Source organism: Amniculibacterium sp. G2-70, assembly GCF_014353055.1.
GTDB classification, from domain to species: Bacteria; Bacteroidota; Bacteroidia; order Flavobacteriales; family Weeksellaceae; genus Amniculibacterium; species Amniculibacterium aquaticum.
Window position 1 is genome coordinate 1,311,888 of the sequence record NZ_CP060698.1, and the last position, 14,763, is coordinate 1,326,650.

Annotated in this window: 14 protein-coding genes and 2 tRNA genes; 6 read left to right on the plus strand and 10 right to left on the minus strand. The window is 37.5% G+C overall.

The features are described 5' to 3' along the window. Nucleotide 1: 1 nt before the first annotated feature. Entirely contained in the window at nt 2–655 is a 654-nt protein-coding gene (locus H9Q20_RS06035; protein WP_124641962.1) for a CBS domain-containing protein, read from the minus strand. 297 nt (nt 656–952) lie between these two features. Further along, complete coding sequence (gene uvrB, locus H9Q20_RS06040; protein ID WP_124641960.1) at nt 953–2,944, minus strand: excinuclease ABC subunit UvrB; 1,992 nt, start codon at nt 2,942–2,944, stop codon at nt 953–955. A 98-nt stretch (nt 2,945–3,042) separates the two neighbouring features. Between uvrB and H9Q20_RS06045 the strand changes: the two genes are divergently transcribed. Next, nucleotides 3,043–3,543 carry a DUF6646 family protein gene (locus tag H9Q20_RS06045; protein WP_124641958.1) on the plus strand — a complete coding sequence of 167 codons (501 nt, stop codon included), beginning with the start codon at nt 3,043–3,045 and terminating at the stop codon, nt 3,541–3,543. A 60-nt stretch (nt 3,544–3,603) separates the two neighbouring features. Here H9Q20_RS06045 and H9Q20_RS06050 read toward each other — a convergent pair whose 3' ends face one another. From H9Q20_RS06050 to H9Q20_RS06065, 4 genes are all read right to left on the minus strand, one after another. After that, entirely contained in the window at nt 3,604–4,854 is a 1,251-nt protein-coding gene (locus tag H9Q20_RS06050) for a cystathionine gamma-synthase family protein (RefSeq protein ID WP_241154757.1), read from the minus strand. Between the two features lie 116 nt (nt 4,855–4,970). Continuing rightward, nucleotides 4,971–5,705, minus strand: coding sequence for a YggS family pyridoxal phosphate-dependent enzyme (locus H9Q20_RS06055; RefSeq protein WP_124641956.1), 735 nt, complete (start codon nt 5,703–5,705; stop codon nt 4,971–4,973). Nucleotides 5,706–5,763: 58 nt separating this feature from the next. Continuing rightward, complete coding sequence (locus H9Q20_RS06060) at nt 5,764–6,174, minus strand: BrxA/BrxB family bacilliredoxin (protein WP_124641954.1); 411 nt, start codon at nt 6,172–6,174, stop codon at nt 5,764–5,766. Between the two features lie 93 nt (nt 6,175–6,267). Continuing rightward, nucleotides 6,268–8,787 (minus strand): ATP-dependent Clp protease ATP-binding subunit, encoded by a 2,520-nt coding sequence (locus tag H9Q20_RS06065; RefSeq protein WP_124641952.1) that lies wholly within the window; start codon nt 8,785–8,787, stop codon nt 6,268–6,270. Nucleotides 8,788–8,970: 183 nt separating this feature from the next. On the opposite strand from H9Q20_RS06065, the gene H9Q20_RS06070 reads away from it, so the two are divergent. Beyond that, nucleotides 8,971–9,225: a uroporphyrinogen decarboxylase gene (locus tag H9Q20_RS06070; RefSeq protein WP_124641950.1), complete on the plus strand. Its 255-nt coding sequence runs from the start codon at nt 8,971–8,973 to the stop codon at nt 9,223–9,225. On the opposite strand, the gene nth is transcribed toward H9Q20_RS06070, so the two are convergent. Continuing rightward, nucleotides 9,208–9,825: an endonuclease III domain-containing protein gene (gene nth / locus H9Q20_RS06075; protein ID WP_124641948.1), complete on the minus strand. Its 618-nt coding sequence runs from the start codon at nt 9,823–9,825 to the stop codon at nt 9,208–9,210. The genes H9Q20_RS06070 and nth overlap by 18 nt on opposite strands. Nucleotides 9,826–9,918: 93 nt before the next feature. Here nth and bcp point away from each other — a divergent pair, with 93 nt between their 5' ends. Further along, nucleotides 9,919–10,365, plus strand: coding sequence for a thioredoxin-dependent thiol peroxidase (bcp, locus tag H9Q20_RS06080; RefSeq protein WP_187478527.1), 447 nt, complete (start codon nt 9,919–9,921; stop codon nt 10,363–10,365). 23 nt (nt 10,366–10,388) lie between these two features. Here the strand turns inward: bcp and H9Q20_RS06085 are convergent, their stop codons facing one another. From H9Q20_RS06085 to H9Q20_RS06095, 3 genes are read right to left on the minus strand one after another with little or no spacing between them, the layout of a single operon-like run. Then, entirely contained in the window at nt 10,389–11,006 is a 618-nt protein-coding gene (locus H9Q20_RS06085) for a hypothetical protein (protein ID WP_187478528.1), read from the minus strand. A 10-nt stretch (nt 11,007–11,016) separates the two neighbouring features. Then, nucleotides 11,017–12,099: a mannose-1-phosphate guanylyltransferase gene (locus tag H9Q20_RS06090; RefSeq protein WP_241154756.1), complete on the minus strand. Its 1,083-nt coding sequence runs from the start codon at nt 12,097–12,099 to the stop codon at nt 11,017–11,019. Nucleotides 12,100–12,104: 5 nt separating this feature from the next. After that, nucleotides 12,105–12,692 (minus strand): transcription elongation protein SprT, encoded by a 588-nt coding sequence (locus H9Q20_RS06095; RefSeq protein WP_124641943.1) that lies wholly within the window; start codon nt 12,690–12,692, stop codon nt 12,105–12,107. A gap of 68 nt (nt 12,693–12,760) precedes the next feature. On the opposite strand from H9Q20_RS06095, the gene H9Q20_RS06100 reads away from it, so the two are divergent. The 3 genes from H9Q20_RS06100 (at nt 12,761) to H9Q20_RS06110 (ending at nt 14,233) form a co-directional block, all read left to right on the plus strand. After that, nucleotides 12,761–14,005 carry a bifunctional folylpolyglutamate synthase/dihydrofolate synthase gene (locus H9Q20_RS06100; protein WP_187478529.1) on the plus strand — a complete coding sequence of 415 codons (1,245 nt, stop codon included), beginning with the start codon at nt 12,761–12,763 and terminating at the stop codon, nt 14,003–14,005. 46 nt (nt 14,006–14,051) lie between these two features. Beyond that, nucleotides 14,052–14,126 (plus strand) — tRNA-Val (locus H9Q20_RS06105). Nucleotides 14,127–14,158: 32 nt separating this feature from the next. Further along, nucleotides 14,159–14,233, plus strand: a tRNA-Val gene (locus H9Q20_RS06110). Nucleotides 14,234–14,763 lie beyond the last annotated feature (530 nt).

Consider the following 14,763-nt stretch of genomic DNA (forward strand, 5'->3'; position numbering starts at 1 on the left):
GTTAGAATTCTAAATATTTCTGAAAAAATCCAAATCGGTCTTTCATCAATGCGTCCCTAGAGTCGTCATAATGTTTGTGAACCACCAAATAACCGTATCTCTCGAAAGTTTCATCTATGGAACTCAGATTTTCACTGGATAATTTCAGGGTAATCCAAAAATTATCTTCATTAATCTGGCTGATGTAACATCCGTAAATCTTGGCATTGTTGGACTCTACAATATTGGAAATTTCTGTGAACGAATAGTTTTTTGTTGCCGTTTGTATGGTGAGCACCGCACCGTTTTCTGAAAACAATGGAAATTTTGAAAACTCACTAAAAACATCGTCACTGGAAATATAGCCCAAATATTTTTCTGTTGATCCGATGACAGGAACTACATTCGAATTGAAAATATGAAACAACTTGACCGTATCCAACAAATTTCCGTCGGCTAAAATGGCAAATTTTTCAAAATGCATTTCAAGACTTCCTAAATTTCCTTCTGCCGCATCTTCTAAAAAAGATACGGAAAGTGCACCGAAATAAGTTCCTTTTTTCTTTACAAAAACATGGGTATAACCGAAATCTTTTGCGGTCTCATAGGCTTCTTCAATGGTATCGTTGAAACTAAAAATGGGGTAATCCTTGGAGATATAGTCTTTTATAAACATAAAGCTAAAATAGGAAAAACTTTATAATGAACAATAACAAGTTCCGTGAAAGTTATTCGCTAAAAATCATTTTAACACCAAAAATTGATCCCTACTCTTTCGCTAAAGAATGCTGCAATGTAAAAAAAAACAATCTTTTCTTTTGGATGATAACAAAATAAAATATACCTTTGTCGCCTTTCATTTTTACTTTTTATTAGATTTATTTCAAACTGCATTGTCTATCAGGACTTTGCGGTTTTTCTTTTTTTAGTACGAAAGGATGCAATAGATATCATTTTCTGTATTTGTTCGTTTTTACGATTTCAACGCTGCTATTTCGTCCCTTAGTTTGGCAGCTGTAATGAAGTCTAAATTTTTTGCAGCCGTTTCCATTTCTTTTTGTTTTTGATTAATAAGTTCAGCCAAACCTTCTTGGTCATAGCTTTCTTTGACCTCGGCAACTTTTTGTATGATTTCTTTTTGGGTATATCGGGTATCCGGGAAATCTTTGGATCGGCCCACCAGATTTTCAGAAATTTTCTTATTGAGCGGCATGGGTTTCAATCCATTTATTTCGTTGTACCTCATCTGCTTTTCCCTTCTGTAGCTGGTTTCGTCCAAAGTAGCCTGCATGCTTTTGGTCATCTTATCCGCATACATAATTGCTTTACCGTTGATGTTTCTCGCAGCCCTACCAACCGTTTGTATCATCGATCGTCTGGATCTCAGCATCCCTTCTTTGTCGGCATCCAAAATAGCAACCAATGATACTTCTGGCAAATCAAGTCCTTCACGAAGGAGATTGACCCCTATCAAAACATCGAACAAGCCCAAACGAAGATCCTGCATGATCTGTATTCTTTCCAAAGTTTCAACATCAGAATGAATGTACCGGCAACGAATTCCGAATTTCGTGAAATATTTGGTCAGTTCTTCAGCCATTTTTTTGGTGAGAGTGGTCACCAAAACCCTTTCATCCACTTCTGCTCTTTTCTGGATTTCTTCTATCAAATCATCAATTTGGTTCACGCTTGGCCTTACTTCGATAATGGGATCTAGAAGTCCTGTAGGACGGATAATCTGCTCAATATATTCGCCTTCGGTCATTTGAAGTTCATAATCTGCCGGTGTTGCAGAAACATAGATGACTTGATTTTGTATGGCTTCAAATTCTTGAAATTTCAAGGGTCTATTGTCCATCGCAGCCGGCAATCTAAAGCCAAATTCTACCAAAGATTCCTTTCGGCTTCTGTCGCCTCCGTACATGGCATGAACTTGCGGTATGGTCACATGACTTTCGTCGATCACCATAAGGTAATCTTTCGGAAAATAATCCAACAGGCAGAACGGTCGCGTTCCGGGCTCTCTCCCATCCATGTATCTCGAATAATTTTCTATACCACTGCAATACCCCAATTCCTTAATCATTTCCAGATCCAGCTCCGTTCTTTCTTGCAATCGTTTAGCTTCTAAAGGCCTTTCGGTATTGGCAAAAAAATCAACCTGTTTTACCAGATCATCTTGTATGTCTCTGATGGCATGGTTCATGGTTTCTTTGGTGGTCACAAATAAATTGGCCGGATAGATTTGAATTTGTTCAAAATTCTCTTCTACACTACCATTAACCGGATCAAAAGTTTGAATTTTTTCAATTTCATTTCCAAAAAATTGCACACGAATAGCGTTATCGGCATAGGCAGGGAAAACATCGATCACATCTCCTTTTACACGAAAAGTCCCTCTTTGAAATTCATTCAAAGTCCTGGCATAAAGCGCATTGACCAAAGCATGAAGAAACTGAGTTCTGGTCATGCTCTCTCCTTTTTCAATAGAGATCAACGACTTATGGAACTCCGTAGGATTTCCGATACCGTAAATGCAAGAAACAGATGCCACAATCAAAACATCTCTCCTTCCGGAAAGCAAACTCGCTGTGGCCGAAAGTCTTAGTTTTTCCACCTCTTCATTGATGCTCAGGTCTTTTTCAATATAAGTTCCCGTACTGGCTATATACGCTTCTGGTTGATAATAGTCGTAGTAGGATACAAAATATTCCACAGCATTGTTGGGAAAAAATTCTTTGAACTCCATGAACAACTGTGCCGCCAAAGTTTTATTGTGCGCCAAAACAATAGTTGGTCTCTGTATATTCTGTACGACATTAGCTATGGTAAAGGTTTTTCCAGAACCGGTTACTCCCAATAAAGTTTGGAATTTTTCGCCTTGCTCAATACCTTGAGTTAACTTTTCTATGGCTTGAGGTTGATCTCCGGTTGGAGAAAATTCGGATTGCAGTTGGAACTTCATTTTGCAAAATTAAGCAATAAGTTGATACTTCATTTTAACCTTTTTTATTTCATCATTCAAATATGTATCTTTGTGCCGTAAAATTTTTAATATAAATTATGAAAAAAGTATTTTTTGTAGCTGCATTGGCAATATTTGGATTATCCAATGCACAGACCGTAGCGTACAAAGGCAAAGGAGATGTAAAAGGACAATTGGCCGCTAATTTCCAAAAAGGTGGAACTGGAGTTTTGGCCGGTGTGGATTATGGTTTGGGAGAAAGCTTCTCCATCGGAGCACAAATGAGCTACTTGCTTGGTGTTGATGAAATTGCCGGTGTAAAACCTGATTTCGGAGACCGAATTGATGCAAAAGTAAGATTCAATGCCAACTTAGGTTCTGTATTGAAATTGCCTTCTAATATTGATGTGTACCCAGGTTTGGATCTTGGACTTAAAAATTTTGGAGGACATATTGGTGCTCGTTATTTCTTTGACAAAGGTTTTGGCGTATTCTCTGAAGTACAGTTTCCTTTTGCCAAATACAGCGACAAGAACAAATTGTTCCACAATCTGAACAACCAATTCAACTTTACCATTGGTGCTTCTTTCGATTTGTAAAAACGATTCAATAAAAATATTAGCGGAGACTTCATCTAGAAATCTCCGCTTTATTTTTAATTATATTTTATCCAAGGCCTGAGAAATATCGGCGATGATGTCTTCGTAATGCTCAATACCTACTGAAAGCCTTACCAATTTGTCGGTAATTTGCAGATGATCGGCCAAGTCTTTTGGCAAACTGGAATGTGTCATGGTTTTTGGATGCTCGATCAAAGATTCAGTTCCACCAAGACTAACTGCCAATTTTATCATTTTCAAATTGTTCAACAAAATGAAAGCTTCTTTTTCTCCACCAATGACATCAAAAGAAATCATGGCTCCAGCCGATGAATATTGCTTTTGATAGGTCTCAAATTCAGCATCTCCATTTTTTAAATTTCCCAGATAATAGGTTTTCTCCACTTTGGGATGGTTGGATAAAAAAGCATTGACTTTTTCAGCATTTTCAGCTGCTTTTTCCATTCTTATTTTCAAAGTTTCCAAGCTTCTCAGCATCAACCAAGCGGTAAACGGCGAAAGCATATTTCCTAAGAAAGTTCTTTGTACTTTGATCCTTTGGATCAGTTCTATATTGGCACAAACGGCACCTGCAATCAGGTCGGAATGTCCACCGATATATTTGGTTGCCGAATAAATAGACAAGTCGGCACCGTGCTGCAATGGGTGTTGCCAGATGGGCCCCATATAGGTGTTGTCCACCGCTAAGATTACTTTTCTTTCGTTTCCAAAACCGTCCGCCACTTTTCTACACGCTGCAATGTCGATTAAAACATTGGTTGGGTTGGCAGGAGTTTCTATGTAGATCATGGCCAATCGATCGGCTTTTCCTGTGTTTTTAATTTTTTCATGCAAGGAAGTAAGCTCTTCACCCGGTCGGAAAGGAAGGACTTCGACCCCTATTGATGGTAAATACGATGTGATATAATGCTCGGTCCCGCCGTACAAAGGTTCGCTATACACCAAAAGGTCTCCTGGTTTTAGAAACTCTAAAAGTACGGTCGAAATGGCCGCCATTCCGGAAATAAAAGTAGCACAATCATCCGCCTTGTCCCATACAGACAAGCGGTTTTCTAAAATTTCCAAATTGGGATTGTTTAATCGAGAATAGATCAATCCCATTTCTTCGTTAGGATTGGACTCTCTAAGTCCATAAGCCAATTCGAAAAAAGCCTTTCCTTCTTCTGCATTTTTAAAAACAAAAGTAGAGGTTTGGAAAATGGGGCACTTAATTGCTCCCTCGGACAAATGGGGTTGATATCCTAAGGACATCATTTGAGACTCGGGTCTCATCATTTCTTCAAAATTCATAATTATAGTTCTTTCGTGTGCCCTAATTTAAACTTTTTTAATTTAACATAAAAAGCAATATAAAACTCTGACACACTTTGTTTTAAACTTAAAATCATAATCTCATAAATGAAAAATTAGCCTTGACCTTCATTCCAATAATAAGAATCGGGATAAATTCTTTTTCCAAAAATTGCAGTTCCCACTCTAACAATGGTAGCTCCTTCTTCTATGGCGATTTCCAAATCCCCAGACATTCCCATAGAAAGCTCTTTCATTTCTACATTTGGGATATTGGCGTCATTAATTTCTTGTTGAATTTTTTTTAACAACTGAAAACACGGCCTTACTTTAGATTCATCATCAGAAAAAAGCCCAATGGTCATCAATCCTTTGATGTGGATGCGATCCAGCTTGGCAATGGCTTGGGTAAGATCTAAGACATTTTCTGGAGCTGCACCAAATTTGCTGTCTTCATTGGAAGTGTTCACTTGGATAAGGATGTCCACATTTTTGTCTTCCATTTCCAATCGTGCTTGTAGTTTTTCGGCCAAATCCAATCGATCCACGGACTGAATACAAGTTACGCCGTATCGTATAACTTCTTTGATTTTATTGGTTTGCAAATGCCCAATAAAATGAGATTGATGAGGAGTCTCTTGTAACGCCTCATATTTTTCTTTTAGCTCCTGAATTTTATTTTCAGCGATCAATTGATAACCGGCATTAACAGCCTGTTTTATACGATCTGGTTTTACGGTTTTTGTTGCCAGCAACAATTGCACTTCCGAAGGTTGTCTGTTGGCTTTTTCGCATGCCAAATTGATGCGATTTTGAATGATTTTGAGGTGGGTTATGATGTCGTTTTCCATGATTGTAAAAATAAAAAAACCGCAATTTCTTTGCGGTTTTATTCGTGTTGTGTGAGATTTAGCAATACTCTTCGAAAGCAGCATAAAGATTGGCTGCAATCGCTTCTGCCGGATTCCCTTCGATGTGGTGTCTTTCCAACATGTGTACCAATTCTCCGTCTTTGAAAAGAGCAATACTTGGAGAACTTGGCGGGAATGGTGCCATAAATTTTCTAGCTTCAGCAACAGCGTCGTTATCAAAACCCGCGAAAACCGTCAATAAATTTTCAGGTTTTTTCTCGCCGGTCAATGACATCACAACTCCCGGTCTAGCTGCACCAGCTGCACATCCGCAAACGGAGTTTATCATTACCAAAGTGGTTCCTGATTTTTTCATAGCTTCATTTACCGCTTCAGCTGTTGTAAGGTCTTGGAAGCCTTTATCTGTAAGTTCTGCCTTCATAGGCAAAACAAGTTCTTGTGGATACATAGTGTACTTGTATATTAAATTAAACTAAATATTTGCTGTATAACAATTTTAAGTTGCAAAGATAGTGATTAATTTCGGACTAAATTATCTTAACTATCCTTCTGTTTTTTTGCTTTTTTTCTCTTTTTTTTGCAGAGCATCTTTAGCTTCATTCAGCTCCAAAACCAAGGATTCTCCTTCAACAATTTGTTTGTTGACCAACAAATCGGCCAAAAGATCTTCAATGTATTTTTGAATGGCTCTCTTCAGAGGTCGTGCTCCAAAATCTTTGTCCCAGCCTTTTTCTACGATAAAATCTTTGGCTTCGTCCGTCAATTCTACTTGGTACCCAAGAGCTTCTAATCGTTTGTACAATTTGGAAAGTTCTAAATCGATGATCTTTCTGATATCGTCTTGTACCAACGAGTTGAAGATGATAATATCATCAATTCTGTTGAGGAATTCCGGTGCAAAAGCCTTTTTCAAAGCATTTTCTATGGTACTTCTGGCTCGTGCATCCGAAGTGGTTTTTTTGGCTGTTGTGCCAAAGCCTACCCCATCTCCAAAATCTTTTAAATCTCGGGTTCCGATGTTAGAGGTAAGGATTATGATGGTATTTCTAAAGTCAATTTTTCTACCCAAAGAGTCCGTTACATGACCTTCATCCAATATTTGCAATAAAATATTGAATACATCCGGGTGTGCTTTTTCTATCTCATCCAAAAGAACTACAGAATACGGTTTTCTTCTTACGGCTTCTGTCAGTTGCCCTCCTTCTTCATAACCAACATATCCTGGAGGCGCTCCAACCAATCGGGAAACGGCAAATTTTTCCATGTACTCGGACATATCGATACGGATCAAAGCATCGTCGGAATCGAACAGTTCTTTTGCCATTACTTTTGCCAATTCGGTTTTTCCGACCCCTGTTGTTCCTAGGAAAATAAATGTACCAATTGGATGGTTGGGATCTTTCAAGCCGGCGCGATTTCTTTGAATGGCTTTCACCACTTTTTTCACAGCGTCTTCCTGACCGATCACTTTTCCGTTCAGTTTATTGTCCATTTGAGCCAGTTTGTCCAACTCGTTTTTCCCCACTTTGGTTACCGGCACTCCACTCATCATAGAAACCACTTCAGCTACATTTTCCTCGGTTACGGTTTCTTTTTTCTCTTTTACTTCTTTGTCCCATTCTTCTTGAGCTACGGCAAGTTCCCTTTGCAGTCTTTCTTCTTCATCTTTCAACTTTCTGGCCTCAAGATAATCTTGTCTTTTTACCGCATCGTGTTTTTGATCTTTAATCTCTTCGATTTTTTTCTCATTTTCGATGATGGTGGAAGGTACTTTCATGTTTTTGATGTACACTCTGGATCCGGCTTCGTCCAAAGCATCGATGGCTTTGTCCGGAAGGAAACGATCGGTGATGTATCTGGAGGTTAGATTGACACAAGCCGTAATCGCTTCTGGTGTGTATATCACATTGTGATGCTCTTCGTATTTGTCTTTGATTTGGTTTAGAATCAGGATGGTTTCTGCAATGGAAGTCGGTTCTACCATTACTTTTTGGAATCGTCTTTCCAAAGCGCCATCTTTCTCGATGTATTGACGGTATTCGTCCAAAGTTGTTGCTCCAATGCATTGCACCTCTCCCCTTGCCAATGCCGGTTTGAACATGTTGGAAGCATCCAAACTTCCTGTAGAACTTCCCGCACCAACAATGGTGTGCAACTCGTCGATAAACAAGATGACATCTCTATTTTTCTCCAATTCGGTCATGATGGCTTTCATTCTTTCCTCGAATTGTCCACGGTATTTGGTTCCGGCAACAAGGCTGGCCAAATCCAAAGTGATCACCCTTTTGTTGTACAAAACACGGGACACTTTTTTCTGTTGGATTCTTAAAGCCAAACCTTCAGCAATGGCCGATTTTCCTACACCCGGTTCACCGATAAGCAACGGGTTATTTTTCTTTCTTCTGGAAAGAATTTGAGAAACGCGTTCTATTTCTTTTTCTCTACCAATTACAGGATCCAATTTTCCATCTCTTGCCAAGGCAGTTAGGTCCCTACCAAAATTATCTAAGGTTGGGGTCTTGCTTTTTCCTGCAGCAATGGTGCCCAAAGGTTTTCTCATTTGCCCGTATTCATCCCTTTCTTCATCGTCGTCGTAGGCGCTCATTTTAGGACTTTGTCCAAGGTTTTTTAGCATGGTTCTGTATTCTTGAGTGGCTTTTTCGTAATCGATGTCGTAAGCACCTAAAATATTGGTAACCGGATCTTCCTGTTTAAAAAGAATGCCCAACAACAGATGCACCGTATTGATCTCGGCACCTTGATATTGCCTTCTTTCCAATTCGGCTCTTTTTACGGCTTGATCTGCCATTTTTGTTAAAGAAATATTGGCAACCGCTCCAGAAAAAGGATTGGGATTGGTGGCATTCATGGTTTCAATCTTTCGACGAATCTGAGGAAGATCCGCTTGTAACGAAATCAAAATATCTTTTGCGGAATTTTCTGTTTCGATGATTCCTAACAGCAAATGTTCCGTATTAAGAAACTCACTTCTCAATCGTTTTGCTTCGCTTTTACTTTGTTTGAACACTTGGTCCAAACCTTCAGAAAATTTATAATCCATAATTTTGCTCTTGATTTTATCGTTGAGGAATTCCTCGACTTTCTCAAAGTTACAAATTCTTTACCAAAATACAATGGTGACTTTTTGGCAGAGTGAATTTTTCATATTTTTGACACGCATCTTTCTGTAATTCAAATATATTATTTTATTTTACAGTAGATTATTTATGGTAAAAAACAATTTATGGGCACAGAAATTTCAGATTTTATGGGGTATGGGGCATCGTTATTTGTGGTGCTAAGTTTCATGATGAAGGATGTAAAAAAAATTAGGATCATCAATTTTATTGGCTGTTCACTTTTTGTTACTTATGGCATCATGAAAGGAGAAGGTCAGATTTCGGCAATGTATTGGCCGGTTATCATTCCGAATTTAATCATTTGTTTTGTTCAAATCTATCATTTGAATAAAAAAGATTATTTAGCTCCCAAACAATAGCGGAGTAATGTAGTCTTTTCCTTTTCCACGAGCCGGAGAGTACTCTCTTCCATAAAGTATTATTTGAATATGAAGCTTGTTCCAAGAGGATTTTGGAAACAATTTTTTGGCGTCTTTTTCTGTTTCAGTAACATTTTTACCTGCAGTCAGTTTCCACTGTATCATCAGTCGATGGATGTGGGTGTCCACAGGAAAAGCAGGAATGCCAAAGGCCTGGCTCATGACAACAGACGCTGTTTTATGGCCTACACCTGCAAGATTTTCTAAGTCTTCAAAATTTTGTGGAACTTCGGAACCGTGCCTTTCTACCAATTGTTCGGCCATCAGTTTTAGGTTTTTGGCTTTGGTATTGGACAAGCCGATTTCTTTGATTAGTTCTTTAATTTCAAAGACTTCTAAAGCCGCCATTTTTTCGGGCGTTCCGGCTATGCGAAAAAGTTCAGGCGTAACTTCATTAACCTTTTTATCGGTGGTTTGCGCAGATAGAGCAACGGCTACCAATAATTCATAGGGATTTGTATGATCCAACGGTATGCCTACTACAGGAAAACATTTTTCCAATTCTTCCATTACAATTTTTGCTCTTTCTTTTTTGGTCATAATTTCTACTTTTTACAAAAATATTCAATCTTTATTAATCCTCATTTTATATTCGACAGAAAAAGGACTAACTTTGAATAAAATCAAAAAATTATGTTGAAAGTAAACGATGCATTACCCGAATTTTCTGGACTGAACCAAGACGGAATTGAAATAAAATCTGTGCAATTTTTAGGCAAAAAATTGGTGATTTTTTTCTACCCAAAAGCCAACACACCCGGTTGCACTGCAGAAGCCTGCAATCTGAGCGAAAATTATTTATCTTTAAAAAACAAAGGATTTGAAATCTTAGGAGTCTCCGCAGATCCAATTAAAAATCAGAAAAAATTTCATGATAAATTTTCTTTCCCCTACGATTTAATTGCCGATGAAAATCGAGAAATATGCACTCTTTTCGGGGTTTGGCAACTTAAAAAATTTATGGGTCGGGAGTTTATGGGCATCGTTAGAACCACTTTTTTATTTGACGAAAACGGCATCTGCACCGAAGTTATAGAAAAGGTAAATACCAAAAACCACAGCGAGCAAATTTTAAAATAAAATCATGAAAAAAAGCCTTATCGCTAAGGCTTTTTTATGTTGAGTTTGTATTGTTGATGCGGGTTGTTCTTGCATTCTTTTCGGTACTTTTCGAAATAGACCGTCCCTTCCTTGAGATCCAACAGCAAGCCCGTTGTTTTGTCCACAAAAAGAGTATAGCTTTTCTTGGCAAATGGGCAATTTTCAGAAGAAACCAAGCCCATTTCTAATTGATAATTCTCTTTGCCCTCCACAAAGGATCCTGCAACACTTTGGTATTCTTCATCTATAAAATAACCTTTTAGCAGCATCATGGCAGCAGCTTCGTAGGCATTATCGATTTTCCCAATGAATTTTTTCAAACCTTCGTTATCGGTAATTACATTTTTGGTATTTCCTTTTTCGGTAACGATGTAATAGTAGGAATGGTCGATTGGCGATTGTAGAAACCCTTTATCCGAGACTTCATTCTTCTTTTTCCCGCCGTATTGTTTTAATTGATGCAAATTGTCACCATCAAAAAAATAAACTGCCCAATAATCAAACTTCTCATTGGGTTGAAGATTCTTAAATACCGTGTAGGTGTGATCGATCATCTTTTTTTCTTGACTAAAAAAAAGCGTAAACGAAAGCATAAAAAACAACTGACTTAACTTCTTCATTTCAAAAACATTACATGAATTTTTCGCCTTTTTTCAAAGTGCGAAGATCGTTAACATAATCTTTGATAATCTGGTCGTTGTCTTTTGGACAAATCAAAAGTGCTTTATCCGTATCGACCACAATATAATTTTTCAACCCATCAAGAATTACGGCTTTATTTTTATTTTTAATCCGAACAATATTTCCTTTGGAATGATAGGTTTGTATGTATTTGGAATTCATGGTGTTGTTTTCCTTATCTTTCTTGGCATTTTCAAACACCGAAGTCCAAGTCCCCAAGTCGCTCCAACCCAAATCGGCCGGTATTACAAATACATTTTTTGCTTTTTCCAAAATCCCGTTGTCGATCGAGATTTTTTCTACTTTGGGGTAGATGGTTTCTATGCATTTTTTCTCGCCATCGCTGTTGTATTCGCAATGGTTAAACTCTTGCATCATTTCGGGCAAAAACTCTTCAAACGACTGAAGAATAGAGGTTGCACTCCAGATAAAGATCCCGGCATTCCAAAGAAAATCTCCACTTTCAATAAAAGTTTTGGCAAATTCCAAATTTGGTTTTTCGGTAAAGGTTTTCACCTTGAAATATTCTTCATTTTTCTTATCCACAAATTGAATATATCCGTAACCGGTATCCGGACGGGTAGGTGTGATCCCTAAAGTAACAAGATAGTCGTTTTTGTCAACCAAATCAAAGGCAATATTCAGTTTGTCCAAAAAAACTTGCTCTTTCATAATCAAATGATCCGATGGGAGCACCACAATCTTGGCATTTGGATTTTTTTGGCTAATTTTTTTGACCATGTAAAGATTACATGCCGAAGTATTTTTCACCATGGGTTCGCCTACAATGTTATCTGTTGGCACTTCCGGCAATTGTTCGCAAGTAAGATCAATATACTCGGAATTGGTAATGACAAAAATATTTTCCTTGCTCACAATCTGTGAAATACGATCATAAGTTTGTTGGATCATGGTTCTGCCCACACCCAAAATGTCTTGAAATTGCTTTGGAAATTTCTTCGTACTCATGGGCCAAAATCTACTTCCGACACCTCCTGCCATGATTACGCAATATCTATTAGAATCCGTCATTCTTATCAAATTTTCTGAACGCTTGCTAACGGCTGAAAGTGATACACTCTTTCATTAACAAGATTTTTACAAAGATAAGTTTTTTTGTTTCTACCAAAAATCTTAAATTCTTGTTTTCTATAAACAAAACTGTGCCCAATATCTAAATCACACAAAAAAACTTCGTTTTTTTCCAATTTGTCTTTAAAAAAATACCGAACCAGATCGGTACTTGCCATAAAGTTGGCTTTTGGCGCTTTTGAAAATTGAACTATTAGAGGTTGTAAATCTTTTGGATATACGGAAATGCTTTCCAACAAAAGATTTCTGTAGGTATGTTTCCATTCGGAGCCGTGAGGCAGTATCTCCCTTCCATAAGTTTCTCTTGCAATAAGATGCGCCAACTCGTGGGTGAGCACGAAGAAAAACAAGTCCGGTGAAAGTGTAGCATTTATCGTAATTTTATGACCACCGTTGGGTAATTTTCTATAATCGCCCAATTTTGATGCTCGATCTCGAGTAACTACAAAATGAATGGCATGGTGCTCTATCCATTTTCTAAAAAACGGAACGCCTTCTTTCGGGAAAAACTCTTCTAATAAATTCAATGACATAATAAGCGAATTTAAACTTTTTTGTCCAAACAACACAAAATTGAAAATAATAGAAATATTTTTGCATCATGACAAATTCTGAATACGCTGAAGCTTTGGATTGGCTGTTTGTACAAATGCCCAATTATCAACTTGATGGTAAAAAGGCCTACAAACCGGGCCTTGACAACATTAGAGCATTGTGCAATTTTTTCGGTAATCCACAAGAAAAACTCAAAACCATACATATAGGCGGTACCAATGGCAAAGGCTCAACCAGCAACATGCTCGCATCGGTGTTGCAAGAAGCCGGCTATAAAGTTGGCCTCTACAATTCGCCACATTTAATCGATTTTACAGAAAGAATTAAAATTAACGGTAAAAACTGCGATAAAAATTTCGTCTATGAATTCATACAGAAACTGAAGAATCTGCCGGCAGAAATAAAACCCTCTTTTTTTGAATTTACCACCATCATGGCGTTTGAATATTTCTACCAACAAAAGGTAGATTTTGCCATTATCGAAGTGGGATTGGGCGGTCGATTGGATTCTACCAACATCATCCAACCTTTGGTGGCGGCAATTACCAATGTCGATCTGGATCATCAGGACATCTTGGGCGACAGCCTTGAAAAAATTGCTGTGGAAAAAGCAGGAATCATCAAGCCTGGGATAAAAATAATTTGTGGCGACGATCGCGATGAAGTTAGAAATGTCATCAAGAAAAAAGCTAAAGAGTGCCAATCCGAATTTGTTGATGCTACTGCAATTTCAAACAGTTTAGAAACCGACCTGAAAGGTAAATATCAGCAAAAAAACATAAAAGTTGTTTTAGGAATTGTTGATGAGTTGATTGAAAACAAGTATTCCATTTCCGAAAAAGACATTGAAAACGGATTAAAGAATGTACAAAAAAATACAGGCTTTATCGGCCGTTGGTATCTGTTTTCAGAAAAGCCGCTTATCATCTGTGACACTGCACACAACCAAGCCGGATTGGAGCTTGTTTTTGAACAACTTAACAGCATGGACTGTCATAAAAAAATAGTTCTGGGTTTTGTAAACGACAAAAAAATAGATGAAGTCCTGACCATTTTACCAAGAAACTCCGAGTTTTTCTTTGTGAAACCAGCAATCAACAGAGGGCGACACCCGAAAGAGTATGAAAATTTATTGATAGAATCCGGAATTAAGTATAAAATTTTCGAATCCGTACAAGAAGGTTATATTGCTGCAAAACAAACGGTTAAAAACAATGAACTTATTTTTATAGGAGGAAGTAATTTTGTTGTGGGAGAATTTTTAGAAAAAAATTTGGAGCGTAAAAAATAAGTTGTATATTTGCACCACTAAAAACGAGAGACATTCTCGGAATTTAGGGTTCTTAGCTCAGTTGGTTCAGAGCATCTGGTTTACACCCAGAGGGTCGGGGGTTCGAATCCCTCAGGACCCACAGAAAGGAAACGAAACCTTTAAAAAAAATTCGGGTTCTTAGCTCAGTTGGTTCAGAGCATCTGGTTTACACCCAGAGGGTCGGGGGTTCGAATCCCTCAGGACCCACAAAAATCTCTCAAGAAATTGGGAGATTTTTTATTGTTTCTAAAACTTTCATCATCCAAATCAGCAACAAAAGGGATCAGTAACAAAACCTGGGGAGAATTATAAAAACTCTATTTTTGCATTATGTCTAATGATCACGAATTATTGAAGTTTTTACTTCCTGAATATCCGGTTTCTTATTTCGAAATTATAAAATTTGAAAAAATAAAGTGCCTCGCCTTTACTTTGATGAGATCAAAGCAAATTTAAAAAAATCCTCACCTCTCCTACTCCATTTCAAAGATGCATTCTATACCGGTAAATTGTTGACAAAAAGAGTTTGCGAAAAAAAATAAATAAAAAAAAAAAGACTGAAAATCAAATGATTAACAGTCTTTTAAGTACCCCAGACGGGACTACCATAATACTTTTCTCAATTTTTCTTGTTTTTAATCCACTTATATTCAGTACATTTGATTAATAAAGGGAAACGGAACTAAGCTATTTTTTTAATTTTAGTTAATTTAATTTCAAATTTAGCCACCCTTTTA